This is a genomic window from Variovorax sp. Soil_C_12 (genome assembly GCF_057657375.1).
In genome coordinates this window covers 404,279-419,219 of sequence record NZ_JBDGIO010000007.1, presented here as the reverse complement: position 1 = coordinate 419,219, position 14,941 = coordinate 404,279, and the positions used below count along the sequence as shown (strand labels likewise).

The 14,941-nt window shown below is 63.0% G+C and carries 13 protein-coding genes; all 13 read right to left on the bottom strand.

Going from position 1 to position 14,941, the window contains the following annotated elements; translation table 11 throughout:
- Positions 1–1,035: 1,035 nt before the first annotated feature.
- Positions 1,036–1,812, bottom strand: a complete 777-nt coding sequence (locus AC3A6X_RS21380; RefSeq protein ID WP_487844073.1) for an SDR family oxidoreductase — start codon at positions 1,810–1,812, stop codon at positions 1,036–1,038.
- A 240-nt stretch (positions 1,813–2,052) separates the two neighbouring features.
- Positions 2,053–2,814, bottom strand: coding sequence for an ABC transporter ATP-binding protein (locus tag AC3A6X_RS21375; protein ID WP_487844072.1), 762 nt, complete (start codon positions 2,812–2,814; stop codon positions 2,053–2,055).
- Entirely contained in the window at positions 2,811–4,592 is a 1,782-nt protein-coding gene (locus tag AC3A6X_RS21370; protein ID WP_487844071.1) for a branched-chain amino acid ABC transporter ATP-binding protein/permease, read from the bottom strand. Before AC3A6X_RS21370 ends, AC3A6X_RS21375 begins: the two co-directional genes overlap by 4 nt.
- Positions 4,589–5,629, bottom strand: coding sequence for a branched-chain amino acid ABC transporter permease (locus AC3A6X_RS21365; protein WP_487844070.1), 1,041 nt, complete (start codon positions 5,627–5,629; stop codon positions 4,589–4,591). The genes AC3A6X_RS21370 and AC3A6X_RS21365 overlap by 4 nt, the downstream gene beginning before the upstream one ends.
- A 34-nt stretch (positions 5,630–5,663) precedes the next feature.
- Complete coding sequence (locus AC3A6X_RS21360; protein ID WP_487844069.1) at positions 5,664–6,644, bottom strand: Bug family tripartite tricarboxylate transporter substrate binding protein; 981 nt, start codon at positions 6,642–6,644, stop codon at positions 5,664–5,666.
- Positions 6,645–6,667: 23 nt separating this feature from the next.
- Positions 6,668–7,354, bottom strand: coding sequence for a flavin reductase family protein (locus tag AC3A6X_RS21355; protein WP_487844068.1), 687 nt, complete (start codon positions 7,352–7,354; stop codon positions 6,668–6,670).
- Between the two features lie 68 nt (positions 7,355–7,422).
- Positions 7,423–7,968: a cupin domain-containing protein gene (locus AC3A6X_RS21350; RefSeq protein ID WP_487844067.1), complete on the bottom strand. Its 546-nt coding sequence runs from the start codon at positions 7,966–7,968 to the stop codon at positions 7,423–7,425.
- A 52-nt stretch (positions 7,969–8,020) separates the two neighbouring features.
- Complete coding sequence (locus AC3A6X_RS21345) at positions 8,021–9,133, bottom strand: alcohol dehydrogenase catalytic domain-containing protein (protein WP_487844066.1); 1,113 nt, start codon at positions 9,131–9,133, stop codon at positions 8,021–8,023.
- 61 nt (positions 9,134–9,194) lie between these two features.
- A complete protein-coding gene (locus AC3A6X_RS21340) occupies positions 9,195–10,295 on the bottom strand; it encodes an ABC transporter substrate-binding protein (protein WP_487844065.1) in 1,101 nt (366 codons plus the stop codon).
- Positions 10,296–10,366: 71 nt separating this feature from the next.
- Positions 10,367–11,512, bottom strand: coding sequence for an acyl-CoA dehydrogenase family protein (locus AC3A6X_RS21335; RefSeq protein WP_487844064.1), 1,146 nt, complete (start codon positions 11,510–11,512; stop codon positions 10,367–10,369).
- A 10-nt stretch (positions 11,513–11,522) separates the two neighbouring features.
- Positions 11,523–13,097: a class I adenylate-forming enzyme family protein gene (locus AC3A6X_RS21330; RefSeq protein WP_487844063.1), complete on the bottom strand. Its 1,575-nt coding sequence runs from the start codon at positions 13,095–13,097 to the stop codon at positions 11,523–11,525.
- Positions 13,094–13,900, bottom strand: a complete 807-nt coding sequence (locus AC3A6X_RS21325) for a crotonase/enoyl-CoA hydratase family protein (protein WP_487844062.1) — start codon at positions 13,898–13,900, stop codon at positions 13,094–13,096. The genes AC3A6X_RS21330 and AC3A6X_RS21325 overlap by 4 nt, the downstream gene beginning before the upstream one ends.
- On the bottom strand, positions 13,897–14,892 hold the full coding sequence (locus tag AC3A6X_RS21320) for a 3-hydroxyacyl-CoA dehydrogenase NAD-binding domain-containing protein (protein WP_487844061.1): 996 nt from the start codon (positions 14,890–14,892) through the stop codon (positions 13,897–13,899). The genes AC3A6X_RS21325 and AC3A6X_RS21320 overlap by 4 nt, the downstream gene beginning before the upstream one ends.
- Positions 14,893–14,941 lie beyond the last annotated feature (49 nt).

Sequence of the window (14,941 nt, the reverse complement as noted above, 5' to 3'; positions counted from 1 at the left end):
CATGTGTAGTCCTTTGGCGTGGAAAAGCCTCGACGCTCTTCGATTGGCCGCCCTGGATGAAAGTCCGGTCTTGGCCGAGAGTAGGCGTTCCACATCCGCCAGTTGAACGTCTGCAACCAGTCTAAGCTCACCTCGCTGACGGGTGGAAGTCGGCTCACTGGGACCTGCTCGCCGGCGCCCCTGGCAACGTCCCCTCCCCTTCACAACGCCGACCACAAGAACTCCGTCGGCACCTCGCCCACTTGCTTGCCACACCGCACCGGGCGAGCCGCGCTTGATTGGGGCCGATAAGGGCTCGGATTATGGTGCCCAAGCAGCAGCGCAGCCGCCGGGGGCGGCGGGGGGCAAACCAAGTCGGTCGCTAGTCGGCAGAGGCGGCGGCGGGGGGGGCGGCGGCCGTTGGGTTACTAAAGTTGTGGGAATTTTCGACTAAGCCCGACGAGAGATGCGGAATCTGCAAAAAGTCCGTCGCTCCAAACCATTCAGGCGACCGGATCACTCACGATCCAGGCATCCACGTTCGCATTGCGATCGGCCACAAGCGTGCACAGGTGCCTCGTCCTCGCCGGCACAGGCCTTTAACTGATCGGCGCTGTCTTCGAATCTGTTCTCGCGATAGTCAGTTTCCGAGCGTATGCATCTGAGGGTGGCCGCCCGCCCGACACTCCCGGGCACGGGAGGCTGCGCAACCGAGAGGCCGCTTTCGGGCACGCTCGGCGTCCGCTGTAGGCCCGGTTAGGGCCGAGGCTGTGTAGAAACGCGCAGCGTTGTCATGCCGGGCGGTTCGTCTACCGAGTTCATCCAGTGTTCTGGTGCGCCAGAACCCGTATTCGAGGCCTCGTGACGTCCGTTGTGTCGAAGTAGACGCCGACGGCCCCAGGACCCAGGACAAGAATGCGCATTCAATGCCTCCAACTGCACAAGACCTGCCCGATGCCGGGCCCCACAAGCATATTCTCGTTGACGGCCAAGGACACTGAGCCGCGCCGGATGCTCGATTTCTCGGTTGCGGGCCCGAGCGCGTCGAGTGTCAGCTCAGGCAATCGACTGCGTATCGCCATCGATGGGGAACACCTGACCCGAAATCGTCGAGGCCACATCGGACGCGAGAAACATCGCGAGTGCGGCCACCTGCCCCGGCTCCACCAGCTTCTTGATGGACATGCTTCGCATCGCGATGGCGGTCTCTTCCGCCATGGAACGTCCCGACTGGCCCGCACGGCCCTTGAGGACATTTTGGAAGCGATCCCCATTGACTGCGCCTGGCAGGATCGCATTGACCCGGATGCCGGCGTCGCCCAGCTCGATCGCGAGCGTCTTGGTGAGGCCTATCAGACCCCATTTTGTCGTCGAATACGCGCTCCGGTTCGGATACCCCAGGCGCCCCGCCAATGCGGACATGTTGAGGATGACGCCCGAAGCGCTGTCGCGGAGATGCGGTATGCAGAGCTGGGTGACGTGGAAGGTGCCCTTCAGATTGACCTCGAGGACCTTGCTCCAGACCTCCGGGTCGGAGCGTTCGAGTGGGGCCGTCTCACCACCGATGCCCGCGTTGTTGACCAGGACGTCCAGGCCGCCCAATCGCGAATGCATGGACGCGACCGTGCGTTCAACAGCGGACCGGTCCGAGACATCGCACACATCGGTCGAGATGGCAGGGAACTCCTGCGCCAGCGAACTCAACGCCGGCGCGTCGATGTCGCACACATGGACCCGCGCGCCCGCCTGGGAAAATGCGATGGCGATGGCGCGTCCGATGCCCGATGCCCCCGCCGTGACGAAGACACGCCTCTCCCGCAACTCAAAATCCATGCTGTAACTCCTGTCGGGCCTCTGTGTCCAGAGGAAGTCGATCACAGATCAGAACCCACGCCATGACGATGCCGACAAGCGCAATTGCGCCTGACGCGTAGTGCCATGCGCCTTCGTCCGCGCGCAAGAGATGAAAGATGCCGAGCGCAGCGCTCGAAGCCACCAGCCAGGCCGACGAGGAATTCGCCAGCCTGCCAACAACGGTCGTTAGAGATGAAGCAATCATCGCCACAAGCCCGACTACCGCTTCAGCGCCGCGCCGCCGAGATAGGTCTCCGTCACCCGCTGGTCGTGCTGGAGCTCGACGCTGGGGCCTTCAAGAACGACCTTCCCGGTCTCGAGCACGTATCCATAGTCGCTGATCTGCAGCGCGGCACGCGCGTTCTGCTCGACCAGCAGGATCGCCACACCCGACTGCTTCAGGTCCGCGATGATCCGGAAGATCTCCTTCACGATCAGAGGCGCGAGGCCCAGGCTCGGCTCGTCGAGCAACAGCACCTTCGGCTTCGCCATCAGCGCACGTCCCAGCACGAGCATCGCGCGCTCGCCGCCCGAAAGCGTTCCGGCCAACTGGTCCCGTCGCTCTTTCATGCGGGGGAAGCGCTGGAAGACCTCTTCCATGCTCTTCTCGTGGTCGCGGTCGCCCAAGGCGTGGCGTGCGTAGGCGCCCATCAGGAGGTTGTCCTCCACTGTCATGGTAGAAAACAGCTCGCGCGTCTCGGGGACCAGCGTCATGCCCTCCAAGACCCGCGTTTCGACCTTCGTCCGCGTCTGCGGCCGGCCCAGAAACGAAACCTCGCCCTTGGACGCCAGTTGCCCCATGATCGCCGCCAGCATGGTGGTCTTGCCCGCGCCATTTGGGCCGATCACGGTCACCATCTGCCCTGGGGAGACCGACACGCTGGCATCGTGCAATGCCTCGACGTTGCCGTAAGCCACAGACAGGTTCTTGACGTCCAGGATCGGACGCGTGCCGACGGCCTTGTTCGACCTCGCATTCATTCGGCGCTCCCCAGGTAAGCCTCGAGCACGGCAGCGTTCTGCTGGATCTCCAGCGGGAGCCCTTCCGCGATCTTCTGACCGAATTCCATCACGACGATCCGGTCGACCAGACCCATCACGAAGTCCATGTCGTGCTCAACCAGAAGGATGCCCATGCCTTCGGCACGCAGCTTTCGCAGCAACTCCGCAAGCGACTCCTTTTCCTTCAGCCGGAGGCCCGCCGCCGGTTCGTCGAGCAGCAACAGACATGGGTCTGCGGCGAGTGCTCGCGCAATCTCCAGGATCCGCTGGTCGCCAAGCGACAAACTGCCGGCAGGCGTGCTCTTGAAGGCGCCGAGGCCGACCCGATCGAGCTGCCGCGAGGCCTCGTTGAGCAAGCTTTGCTCCTCGGCTCGCTCGAGGTGGAGCGAAGCGCGTACGACACCGCCCGAGCCGCGCAGATGGGCACCGATGGCCACGTTCTCCAGTGCGCTCAGGTGTGCGATGAGCTTCACGTGCTGGAAAGTACGGCTCATGCCCAGTTTGGCGATCTCGTGAGGCCCCAGGTCGTTGACACGGCTGCCGAGGAACTGGACCTCTCCGGAAGTGACCGGCAGCACGCCGGAGATCAGGTTGAACATGGTGCTTTTGCCGGCGCCGTTGGGGCCGAGCAGCGCGAGGATCTCGCCGGCCCTGACGCCCAGGCTGACACCGCCCACCGCGACCAGACCGCCGAAACGCTTGGTGGCTTCCGACACCTCGAGCATGGTGGTCCCGGGCGCGGGCAAGGTCCGGCGCGGCAGCGCGGCAGCCGAGCTGAAGTCGAGTGCCGGCGACTTGAGATCGCCGTCGCGCAATCTGCCGAACCGTCCCTGCAGAAGCGGCCACAACCCTTCCGGCGCGCGATGCAGCAAGGCAATGGTGAGCACGGAGAGCACGATCACCTCGTAGTTGCCGCTCTGTCCGAGCAACTGGGGCAACGCTGTCGTGAGCCATTCCTTCAGCAACGTGATCAGGCCGGCACCCAGCACCGCGCCCCAGATGTACCCGGCGCCGCCGATGACCGCCATGAACAGGTACTCAATGCCGTAGTTGAGGCCGAACGGTGTCGGATTTACGAAACGCTGGAGATGCGCGTAGAGCCAACCCGAGACCGCGGCAAGCAACGCGGAGACCACGAACACCACGATCTTGGTTCGAGGGATGTTCACGCCCATCGATTCCGCCATCACGCGGCCGCCCTTCAGGCACCGGATCGCCCTGCCCTCACGGGACGACAGTAGGTTGCGAAGCAGCAGGATGGCACCCAGGACGAAGAACCAGATCAGGTAGGAGAAGCTGCGGCCATTGTCGAAAACCATGCCGAACAAGCTCACGAGAGGAATGTTGCTGATACCCGTGTGCCCACCGAGGAAGCCGAGATTCCCCGCGAGGAAATACAGGCTCAAGCCCCAGGCGATCGTGCTTAGCGGAAGGTAGTGGCCCGCCAGGCGCAACGTCAGCGCGCCGAGCACGAGCGCGGCAAGCGCCGACAACGCCATGCCGATAAACAGCGTCACCCAGGGCGACAGGCCCGCAACGGTGGCGAAGTATGCCGTCGCATAGGCCCCGACGCCCACGAAGGCAGCCTGGCCGAACGAAGTCATGCCACCGATGCCAGTAAGGAGAGCCAGGCCTACAGCAACCAGGCTATAGAGGCCCGCGTAGTTCAGGATCGTGACGAAGGATTCGGGCAGCACCATTGGTCCGACAGCCACGAGGACAAGAAACGCGGCGAGAAAGATGCGGGGGGCGTTCATTCGTCGTCCTCTTCGATGTGGGTGGATTTGAGCGAGCGCCACAAGAGCACAGGGAGGATCAAGGTGAAGACGATGACCTCCTTGTAGGAGCTTGCCCAAAACGACGAATAGGACTCGAGCAAACCCACCAAGATGGCGCCGGCAGCGGCCAGCGGATAGCTCACCAGGCCGCCGATGATGGCCGCGACAAACCCTTTCAAGCCGATGAGGAAGCCGGTGTCATAGAAGATCGTTGTGATCGGCCCGATCAGCAGTCCGGAGAGCGCGCCGATCGCAGCCGTCAGCGTAAACGCAAGCGCACCGGCACCGGTCGAACTGATGCCCATGAGTTGAGCACCGGCGCGATTGACGGCCGTGGCCTTCAATGCCTTGCCCTTGAAGGTGCGATTGAAGAACCAGAACAGCGCGCCGATGGCGACGACGCTGGCCGCGATGACCAGTAATGACTGGCCCGTGACCTGGAGGGGGCCGACTTGCCAGCGCTCGTCGCTGAACGCAGGAATGCGAGACCCCTCGGCACCGAACATGACGAGGCCGAGCCCAGTCAACGCAAGGTGGACCGCCACGGAAATGATCAGCAGAACGAGGACCGAGCCCTGCGCGACGGGCTGGTACGCCACTCGGTACAGCACAGGTCCAAGCGGGACCACCACGGCCAGCGTCATGGCCGCCTGAATTATTAAGGGAAGCTGGCGTGGAGCCAGCCAGACGATGACCATCGCAAGGATCAGCGGGGCGACGCCATAAATGAGAACCGCGCGAAGGACGCGGCCACGGTCTCCATCCCTTGCGGCGGCCCCGAGCTCCATCACCAACGCCAAAAGCGCGAGCGCGACGAGCAGCCAAAGCGTGCCCGGCGTCTTTCCGGCTTGGAACGCTGCCATGGTGAGTACGCTGAAGGCGACGAACTCGCCCTGGGGCACGAAGATGACACGAGTCACCGTGAACACCAGGACGATGCCGACCGCCAGAAGGGCGTAGATGGCGCCGGCAATGATGCCGTCCTGAAACAGGAAGGCCGCGACGGTCAGATCCATGGGAGCTTCTTCCTGATGGCGAAGTCCACGATCCTCAATCGCCCCGGAAGCCCGAAGCCTTCACGATCCCACCCCACCGGGTAGCCTGCTCTTTGAGCATGCGGTCCGTCTCATCGCGGCCGACGCCAGTGACGGTGAAGCCAGCCTCGATGAGCTTTTGCTTGACCTCGGGCGACTGAACGGCGAGCAGGAAATTGCGGTTTAGAAGATCAAGGATCGCGACCGGTGTGCCCGCAGGCGCGAGCACTCCAAGCCAGGAGGAGAAGTTGAGCTTAGGCACGCCGGCCTCGCCCGTAGTCGGCACATCCGGCAGCAATGGCGAGCGCGACTTGGCCGTGATCGCCAGTGCCCTCATCTTTCCTCCCTTGATCTGGGCACTGGCCACGGCAGTCGACACCCACGCGCCGCTGACGTCCCCCGCGATGATGGCGGTCACCGCATCGCCCGTGTTGCGAAAGTGGATCGGCTCGACCTTGACGCCGGCCTGCAGTCCGAACTCGACGGCGCCGAAGTGCCCCGGGCTACCGGCACCGAAGGTTGCGAAGTTCATCGGGTTCGCCTTCCCTTTGTTGTCGGCGACCAGCTCTGCGAGGTTCTTGTATGGAGAGTTCGGCGGAACGACAAGCACGAAGTCGGCCCATGCGAGTTCGCCGACCCCGACCAGCTCGCGTGCCGGGTCATAAGCAAGCTTGGCGAACGCGGCAGGTGCGATGCTGACCGAACCCGCTTCTGCCAGAAGCAGGTTGTAGCCATCCGCCGGAGACTTGGCCACGACCTGCGACGCAATCTGTCCGCCCGCCCCCGGCTTGTTGTCGATGATTGCCGGTTGCTTCACGAGTTCTCCGACCTTCTGGCCGACGACTCTCGCAAGCAGATCAGGCCCGGTGCCCGGAGGAAATCCCACGCTCAGCTTGATCGAGCGGTCAGGAAAAGTCTGAGCGCTCGTCAAGAACGGCGCTGCGAGCGCCAAGAAGGGAATCAGCGCCGCGACGGCGCGAGAAACGACCGTTGTCATCATTGTTTTTCTCATGTCGAAACCTAGGCGTTGCGCATGAGTTCCAAATTCACCTTGTCGGGCGAACCCTCCAGCCCGCCCAACAGGGCACGCTGATCCCCTGGAATTACCATGCTGAACTTCGAATCCACCGAGGTGTATTCAAAGTAGCCCATGCGCGCGATCGGCTTCACCTTGACGATGTCGACCAACCCCTCGGCATCGAGCACTTCGTCGGCGATGTGGATCGCGACGACCTTGCCGAACACCACATCCGCACTGCCCATCGGACCGTTGCCCGGAAAGCGAAGCGTGTTCAAGTATTTGCACTCGAACTGGATCGGCGACCGCTTCACGCGCATCGCCTTGACGAGTCGCGAAGGCGCCTTCTCGAGGCCCGCAAGCTCGAACTCGTCGACCTCCGGAGGCAGTTCCTGCGCGCTGATGTTCACCGCTTCGCGAAGATCCCAGGTGGCCATGTTCCAGACGAACTCACCGGACTGCTCAGCGTTGCGAACCGTGTCCTTGCGCGCACCCTTGCTGTCCTGATTGGACGCAAACATCACGATGGGCGGATTGAAAGTCACGTTCTGGAACTGACTGTAGGGAGCGAGGTTGTGATTGCCGTGCTCGTCGACCGTCGAGATCCAGCCGATCGGACGGGGCACCACGCATGACTTGAATGGGTCATGCTTTAGGCCATGGGGAATGGTTCCGGGTTCGTAGTACATGGAGAGTCCAGATCAGGCTCACGCTCGCGCGGGGCGCCGGTTAAATAAGAGGTTCGATCGCAGATGTGTCAAGGAACCCGCGCCGCGGCTACAAGCACGAACAACATGGTGGCGGGCTTGTCGCTCCGGTTGCGCCAGGCGTGACGGGTGCCGCGCTGAACGACCAGGTCATGAGGCGAAAGCTTCTTTACCTCGCCATCGTCCAACTCAAGATGGATCTCGCCTTCGAGTAGCACGCCGTAGTCGATGGAGTCGGTCGTATGCATGCCGGGGCTGTCCATTTCGAAGCGCTCGGCGAGACCAGGAAGGTTGGTCATGTACTCGCCTCCGGCCGCAGCGGGATTGAAATCCGGGCTTGCCATCACACTGTCCGGCGGGAAGGTGACGACCTGCAGGATGGTCCCGCCGGCGGAAGGGATCCAGGACTTGGCCGCGAGCGAAGGGTCGTGATCAGGAAGCTGCGGAACCGTGGAGTCTGCAAAGGTTTCCCAAGCAAACGTGGTTTCGAAGCCCGGCACATGCACGAATTTTTTCGCATGCGGCGCAGGGCCGTCAGCGACGAAGATCGATTTTCCCGAGGCACTGTGGCCTGTGACAATCCGACGCACTTCCATGTTTGTCTCCTTGATGTAGATTCATGAACTCAGGGGCACGAGCCCCTGATGCTCAATGCATGATCACGACGTTCGTGAACCCGCCGCCGCGTTGGTCGATCGCATCGAGTGCCTCGTTGACCTTGTCGAGCGGAAACCGCTCGTGTTCGAACACGCCCAAGTCCAGCGTCCCGGCGGCTGCCATCGCCGCCATGTCCTCGCCTTCGGCCGTCGTGAACCAGAGCGACCCGATGTACGACTTCTGAAGGCACATCAGGGGGAAGGGCTCGAGCGGAATGGGGTCTGCGACGCCGCCGATGTTGATGGCCTTGCCACCGCGGCGAAGGGCGTTGAAAGAGTCCAGGACGGTGCTGACCGGCGCATTCGGACCAAGGGTCTCGATCACCGCATCCACGCCGTAGCCGTCGGTCGCTTCCATGATGACCTCGGCGGTCGGACGCTCACCGAGCGCGATCGGTACGACACGGGATGGATCCAGCTTGCGGATCTTCTCGAGCAGTGTCTTGTTTCGTCCGGTGCCAAACACCTTCGCCGCGCCCATCGCGAGCGCCAGGATGACGGCGCCGAGGCCCAACGTACCGGTCGCACCATCGACCAGCACGGTCTGGCCCGGCGAGAACTGAGCCTTGCGCAACGCTGAGTAGGACGTTCCCAGATAGCCGAAGCGAGCTGCTTGCTCAAACGAAATGCTGTCCGGCAGCTTCACGAGGTTCGCAGCAGGCGCCGTCAGGTACTGGCCGAATCCGCCATACGGATAGTCTTCGTAAACCTGTTGCGATCCCGGGCCGAAGCCAAAGTACCCTTGGAAGGTGTACGCCGTGCAGTTGATGAGGTCTCCGCGACGGCAGGCCGTGCAACTGCCGCAGGACAGACCCGGGTTCACGTAGACACGGTCTCCGGGCTTGATGCCCGACCGCACCTGGCTGCCCACCTTGGAGACGATGCCGGCCGAGTCCAAGCCGTAGATCGCCGGCAACTTGGGCAGGGGAAGGAACGGAAACCAAGTCGGGTAGTTGGTCACCACATTGCGCAGGTTGGGAACAACTCCCGCTGCCTTGACCTCCACGAGCACGTCCGTAGGGCGAACCTCGGGCACCGGAATCTGATCGACCTGAAAGGGTTCACCGATCGCATGCAGTCGCGCAGCGCGCATCAACTTTGTCATTGCTTGTCTCCTTGTCTAACCACTGAAAAGGCCCACGGCATCGACCCGCCGCGGCGGCGAATCACTTGACGAGCTTCCAGTCGCCGGCTTCCACCTTCACCAGCACGCGCGCACGGTTGTCCACGCCGGCATGGTCGGTGGGCGTCATGTTGTAGACGCCATGCGTGCCCACGAGCTCCTTCGTCGATTCCAAGGCGTCGCGGACAGCCTGGCGGAATTCCGGTGTGCCAGGCTTTGCCTTCTTCGACGCAACGGCGACGGCCTGGTCGGCCAGGAGGTAGGCGTCGTAGGAATAGGCCGCGAAGGCGTTGCGGCTGCCGGGACCGAAGGCACCTTCGTAGGCCTTGGTGAACTCGAGCGAGACCTTCTTGGTCACATTGGTGTCCGGCAGCTGTTCGGCCACCATCACCGGACCGGTGGGGGCCATGGCGCCTTCGAGGCTCTTACCGCCGACGCGGAGGAAGTCCTTGTTGATGACGCCGTGGTTGTGATAAACCTTGCCCTTGTAGCCTCGCTCCAACAGCGTCATCTGTGGCAGTGCGCCTGGCGTGCCAGAGCCGCCCACCACGACGGCGTCCGGATTGGCAGCAAGGACCTTTAGCACCTGGCCCGCAACGCTGGTGTCCAGGCGACCGTAGCGCTCCTCGGCAATGATCTTGATGCCGGCCGCATCGGCATTGGCCTTGAGACCGGCAAGAACCAAATCGCCCCAGGAATCTGAAAACCCGATGTAGCCCACGGTCTTGATACCTGAGGCCTTCATGTTTTCAGCGACTGCGCCCATCATCACGTTGACCGGCTGGGGAATCGAGAACACCCAAGGGTTCTTGGAGGCGGCGCCACCCACTGGAGACAGGGCCAACTGAGGTGTCTTGAGTTCCGCCGCTACGTCGGTGATGGCGGTAGCCGCTGGCACGCTGCTGGAGCCAATCAGCAGATCGACCTTGTCTTCCACGATCAGCTTCCTGGCGAGCCGCACCGCGTTGGTCGGATCGGTGGCGTCGTCCATCACCACGTACTGGACGGGTTGTCCGCCCAGCGTCTTGGGAAGGACGCTGAAGGTGTTCTTGTAGGGAATGCCGAGGGATGCCCCAGGGCCGGTCGCGCCTGTGATAACTCCGACCTTGACCTGGGCGATCGACGTCATGGCGAAGGCAGCCATGACTGCTGCGAAGGCGAACCTGAACTTCGAATTCATCATCTCTTTGTCTCCTTGGGGCCATTGAAAATGAGTCAGAAGCCGAGTTGCCTTGCAACCACCAACTTCATGATGTCGCTTGTCCCGCCACCCACCATCGGGAAGTAGGAGTCGCGAAGAAAGCGCTGCATGGGGTACTCGTTCATCAAGCCGTAGCCGCCGAAGATCGAGAGCGCCATCTGACAGATCTCGTTGCAGCCATCGCCGGCAACGATCTTCGCGAGCGCGGCCTCCGTCGTGATCGGCCGATCAGCATCCGCCAGCGCGGCGGCGTGGTACGTGTAGAGGCGTGCCTGTTCCAGCTTCGCAAGCATGTCGACCAGCTTGAACTGCACCGCCTGGAACTTGCCGATGGGTTGGCCGAACTGCGATCGCTCCTTCGCATAGCGCAGCGCGGCTTCATAGGCCGCTCGTCCGGTACCCAACGCCAGCGCCGCCGTGAAGATGCGATCGACGGTCAACGACTTGTAGGCATTCAGGAAGCCGCCGCCCTCGCCCCCCCCCAGCCTGTGGTCGTCCGCGACGAAGACATCTTCGAATACGAGTTCGGCGGTATCCGAACTGCGTACCGAGAACTTGTCGAGCTTGCGCCCCACGGAAAAGCCCGGCGAAGTGGTGTCCACCAGGAACAGCTCCAACGCCTTGGCTCCCTTGCCGGGATTCGTGGTGGCGACGACCGTGATGAAGTCCGCCACCGTACCGTTGGTCGTGAAAATCTTGGTGCCGTTGATCAGCCAGCCCCCATCCACTTTGACCGCCTTGGTGCGCAACGACGCCGCGTCGGATCCGGAATTCGGCTCGGTGATCGCGAACGCGCCGATCTTCTCGCCGGTCAGTGCCGGCGCAAGATATTTCTCATGGAGTGTCGGACCACCCCACTGGAAGATGGTGTGGGTGGCGGTCGAACCCTGCATGCAAACACCGGCGGCAAAGCCCATCGATCCACGCGCAAGTTCCTCGCAAAGCACTGTGAAGCACGAATACGGGTGCTGGAGGCCGCTGCCGCCGGCGCTCTCCGGATACATGGCTCCGAAGTAGCCGAGCTCACCCAACTCTTTGAAAAGCGCAGTGGGGAAAGTACCCGCGTGATCGATGGCTTCGGCCTGCGGAATCAGACGCTCGTCGACCCAGCGCGCCACATAGCTGCGAAATTCTTCGACTTCGGTTTGGAGGTTGTTCATCCGTTGCCTCTCAGTCGGTGCCGCTGCCGTATTGCTTGCGAAGCTCTTTTCGCAAGATCTTCCCGACGGCGCTTTTCGGCAGCGTGGTGGTGAAATAGATAGCCTTCGGGCACTTGTAGGCCGCGAGCTGGGAGCGCAGTCGCGCAATCAGCTCGTCTGCGCCGACGCGCACGCCCGGGCGCAGTACGACGGCAGCGACGACCTTCTCAACCCACTGAGGGTCTGGGATGCCGAACACCGCGGCTTCCAGAACGTCCGCATCGCGATAGAGGCATGCCTCGACCTCGGTCGGGTAGACGTTCTCGCCCCCGGTGACGACCATGTCGTTCTTCCGATCCACGATGTAGAGGAAGCCTTCTGCATCGAAGTGGCCGAGGTCGCCGGTCTTGAGCCAGCCGTCGGCGTCAAGCACGGCGCGCGTCGCGTCATCGTTGAGCCAATAGCCTTTCATGACGTCCGGACTGAACACTTCGATCTCGCCAACGCCGCCCGGCTCGACCTCGCTTCGCACGTCGTCGACCAGGCGCACCGCGCGCCCCGGAAACGGCTTGCCGCAGGAGCCGAGCAAATGCTCGCCTTCGGGGGTTCCAGCGCGTCGATGCGCTTCGGCATCCAGACCCGTCACGAAGCCCGCTTCGGTCGAGCCATAGCCCTGAGCAAACGCGCACGATGGAAAGGTGCGCATCGCGCGGCGCAGGATGTCAGGCGGCATGGAAGACGCCGCATAGAAAAGCACCCGCAGGCTCGACAGCGATGCGCCTTCGACGCCAGGATGCGCGAGCAGCGCGCCGACCATCGTCGGCACCAGATGCACGTTGGTGATCTGCCGACGCTCGATCTCCTGCAGCACCGTGCCAGGACTGAATTCGGGCAGGATGAGCGTCGTGCAGCCGGCCGAGAAGCTCGGGAAAAGGTGGTACCACATGCCGCCGACGTGGAACAGGGGCATGACGGCCATCGTCCTGTCGCGCTCGGTCAGCCCCAGCATTCCATTGGCCGCGGTTCGGCTGTTGCCCATGGCCGCCGAATGCGAGATCGCAACGCCCTTGGGGGCACCCGTCGTCCCACTCGTATAGATCAGCGCGAGGATGTCGTCGGGCGTCGCCAACTGCCGGGGCGTCGACGCAGAGGACTTCGAGAGCAGATTCTCGTACGCAATCCAACCGGGAGCCTCCGCGCCGAGAAGCACGAAGTGCTCGACGCTCGGAAGCGATGGGCGAAGGGTGTCGATCAAGTCACGATGAGGACCATCGACGACGATCAACTTGGGCGCGCTGTGGGCGATGAGCTTCAGAAGCTCGACCGCTGCCAAGCGCCAATTGAGGGGGACGACTACCAGCCCCGACTGCGAAGCGCCATAGGTCTCCACATACTCAGGCCGATTGCGAGACAGAATCGCGACTCGATCGCCGTGAACCAGCCCAAGCGCCGCGGCAGCGTTGCACAGCCGATTCACCCGGTCGCGGAATGCGCCGAAGGTGACCGATGCACCCTCGAGCGTCTCGAGGGCGATCTTCTCGATCAGGGTCGAGCCCTGCTGCCTGAGGACCTCGCCCATCGTCGAGAGCTGTGCGGGCGCGTTCATCCCCGGACCACCTTCCCGGCCTTGCGATCGAGGAAGTCTCGCAGGCGCAGCTTTGCCTCGTCGTCGCCTTGGGCGATGCCGACCATCAGCATCTCGGTGAACAAGCCGTTGTTGGGATCCTGCTCGACAATGCGGGGAATGGCCTGGATCACCGCGAAGTTGGCGAGCGGCGCGTTCTTGCCTATCTTTTCCGCGAGCGCGACGGCCTTCTCCAGGCCCTCGCCAGCTTCGACCAGGTACTGCGACAAGCGCAGCAGTTGATGCGCTTCCTGCGCTTCATAGACCCGCCCAGATAGCATCATGTCGATGACGGTCGAGGCACCGATCAGTCGCGGCAAGCGCACCGTGCCGCCCGAGCCGAGGAAGATTCCTCGGGTGCCTTCGGGGAGCGCGTAGTAGGCGCTCTTTTCCGCGAGACGAATGTGCGCCGCGGCTGCGAGTTCGAGACCGCCGCCGATGACTGCGCCGTGCAGGACCGCTAAGACGGGAACCTTGCAGTACTGGATCGTTTCATTGAGGCGTTGACCGATGATGACGGTCTCGAAGCCTTCGGCGGTGCTCGTTTCTTTGAGCTCGTTGAGGTCCAGGCCGGCGCAAAAATTGTCCCCGACGCCGTGCATCACGACGCCCTTGACGTCCGATGGGATGGTCGAGAAGAACGCCTGCAGACTGAGCACGAGTTCGTCGCTCAGCGCATTTCTCTTCTCTGGTCGGTTCAGGCCCAGCAGGGCCACGTTGCCACGTCGTTCGACTTGAATGCATGCCGGCAGCGCGATCGGCCAGCTCGAAGTGTTGTCACTCATGGTTGTCCTTTTTGCGAACCCTTCGGCTCGACCTGTTCACTGGCCACCTGAAGCTTGATCACGTTGACCAATTGCTCGTCGCGCCATGCCACCCACTGGTCGATGGGCTGGCCATCCGAGATTTCCGCGCTGGCCTCCACGAGCCGAGCCGTGACTTCCGGCGTTAACTGCGGCTGGCTCATCGGCGTCCACCACTCCTCGATGGCCTTACCGGCGTGATTCAGAATCCCCTTCATTCCGCCAGGACCGCCGGCCAGATGCAGCGTGAGCAGACTCCCCATCAGCGTCCAGCGCGGGCCGAGGCCGTAGCGCACGGCGGCATCGATGTCACGCGCAGACGCCACACCTTCGACCAAGCAGTGGACTGCTTCACGAACCAACGCGAACTGCAGGCGGTTGGTCATGTGCCCGGTCGCCTCAACGTTGAGCCGAATCGGCTGCTTGCCGACGTAGCGTGCAAAGCCGAGCGCCCATTCAACGACGGCCGGGGACGTCTTCTTTCCGCCCACGACCTCCACCAGCGGAATCAGGTGCGACGGATTGAAGGGATGCACGACGACAAAGCGCTCCGGGTGTGCGCAGGCCTCCTGGAGTTGGGACGGAGGAATGCCGCCCGTGCTGGAGAGAATGATCTTCTCGGCCCCTGCGGCACCGGAGATCTCCTCAAGAACTCGCGCCTTCAACTCCGGCTTCTCCGGAACGTTCTCCTGGATCAAGTCTGCCAATGAAGCGGCGTCGCCCGCGGTCGCATAGAAGCGCAGGCGCTCGAGCGGTGGAACTACCGCGTCGGCGATCTTCAGTTCCACAAGTGCGGGCCAGGCCGCCTTCACGAAGGCGATCGCTCGTGCCTCCGCGCCCTCGGACGGGTCGTAGGCAAGCACCTCCATGCCGTGGGCCAGGAACAGCGCGGCCCAGCTGGCACCGACGGAGCCGGTCCCGATCACTGCGACGGAACGAATGTCCTGCGGGCTGCGGTATTTTTCAGACGACATGAGTGTTCCCCGACCGCTCGAGCAGCGGCCTGGCCAGATTCAGGAAAGT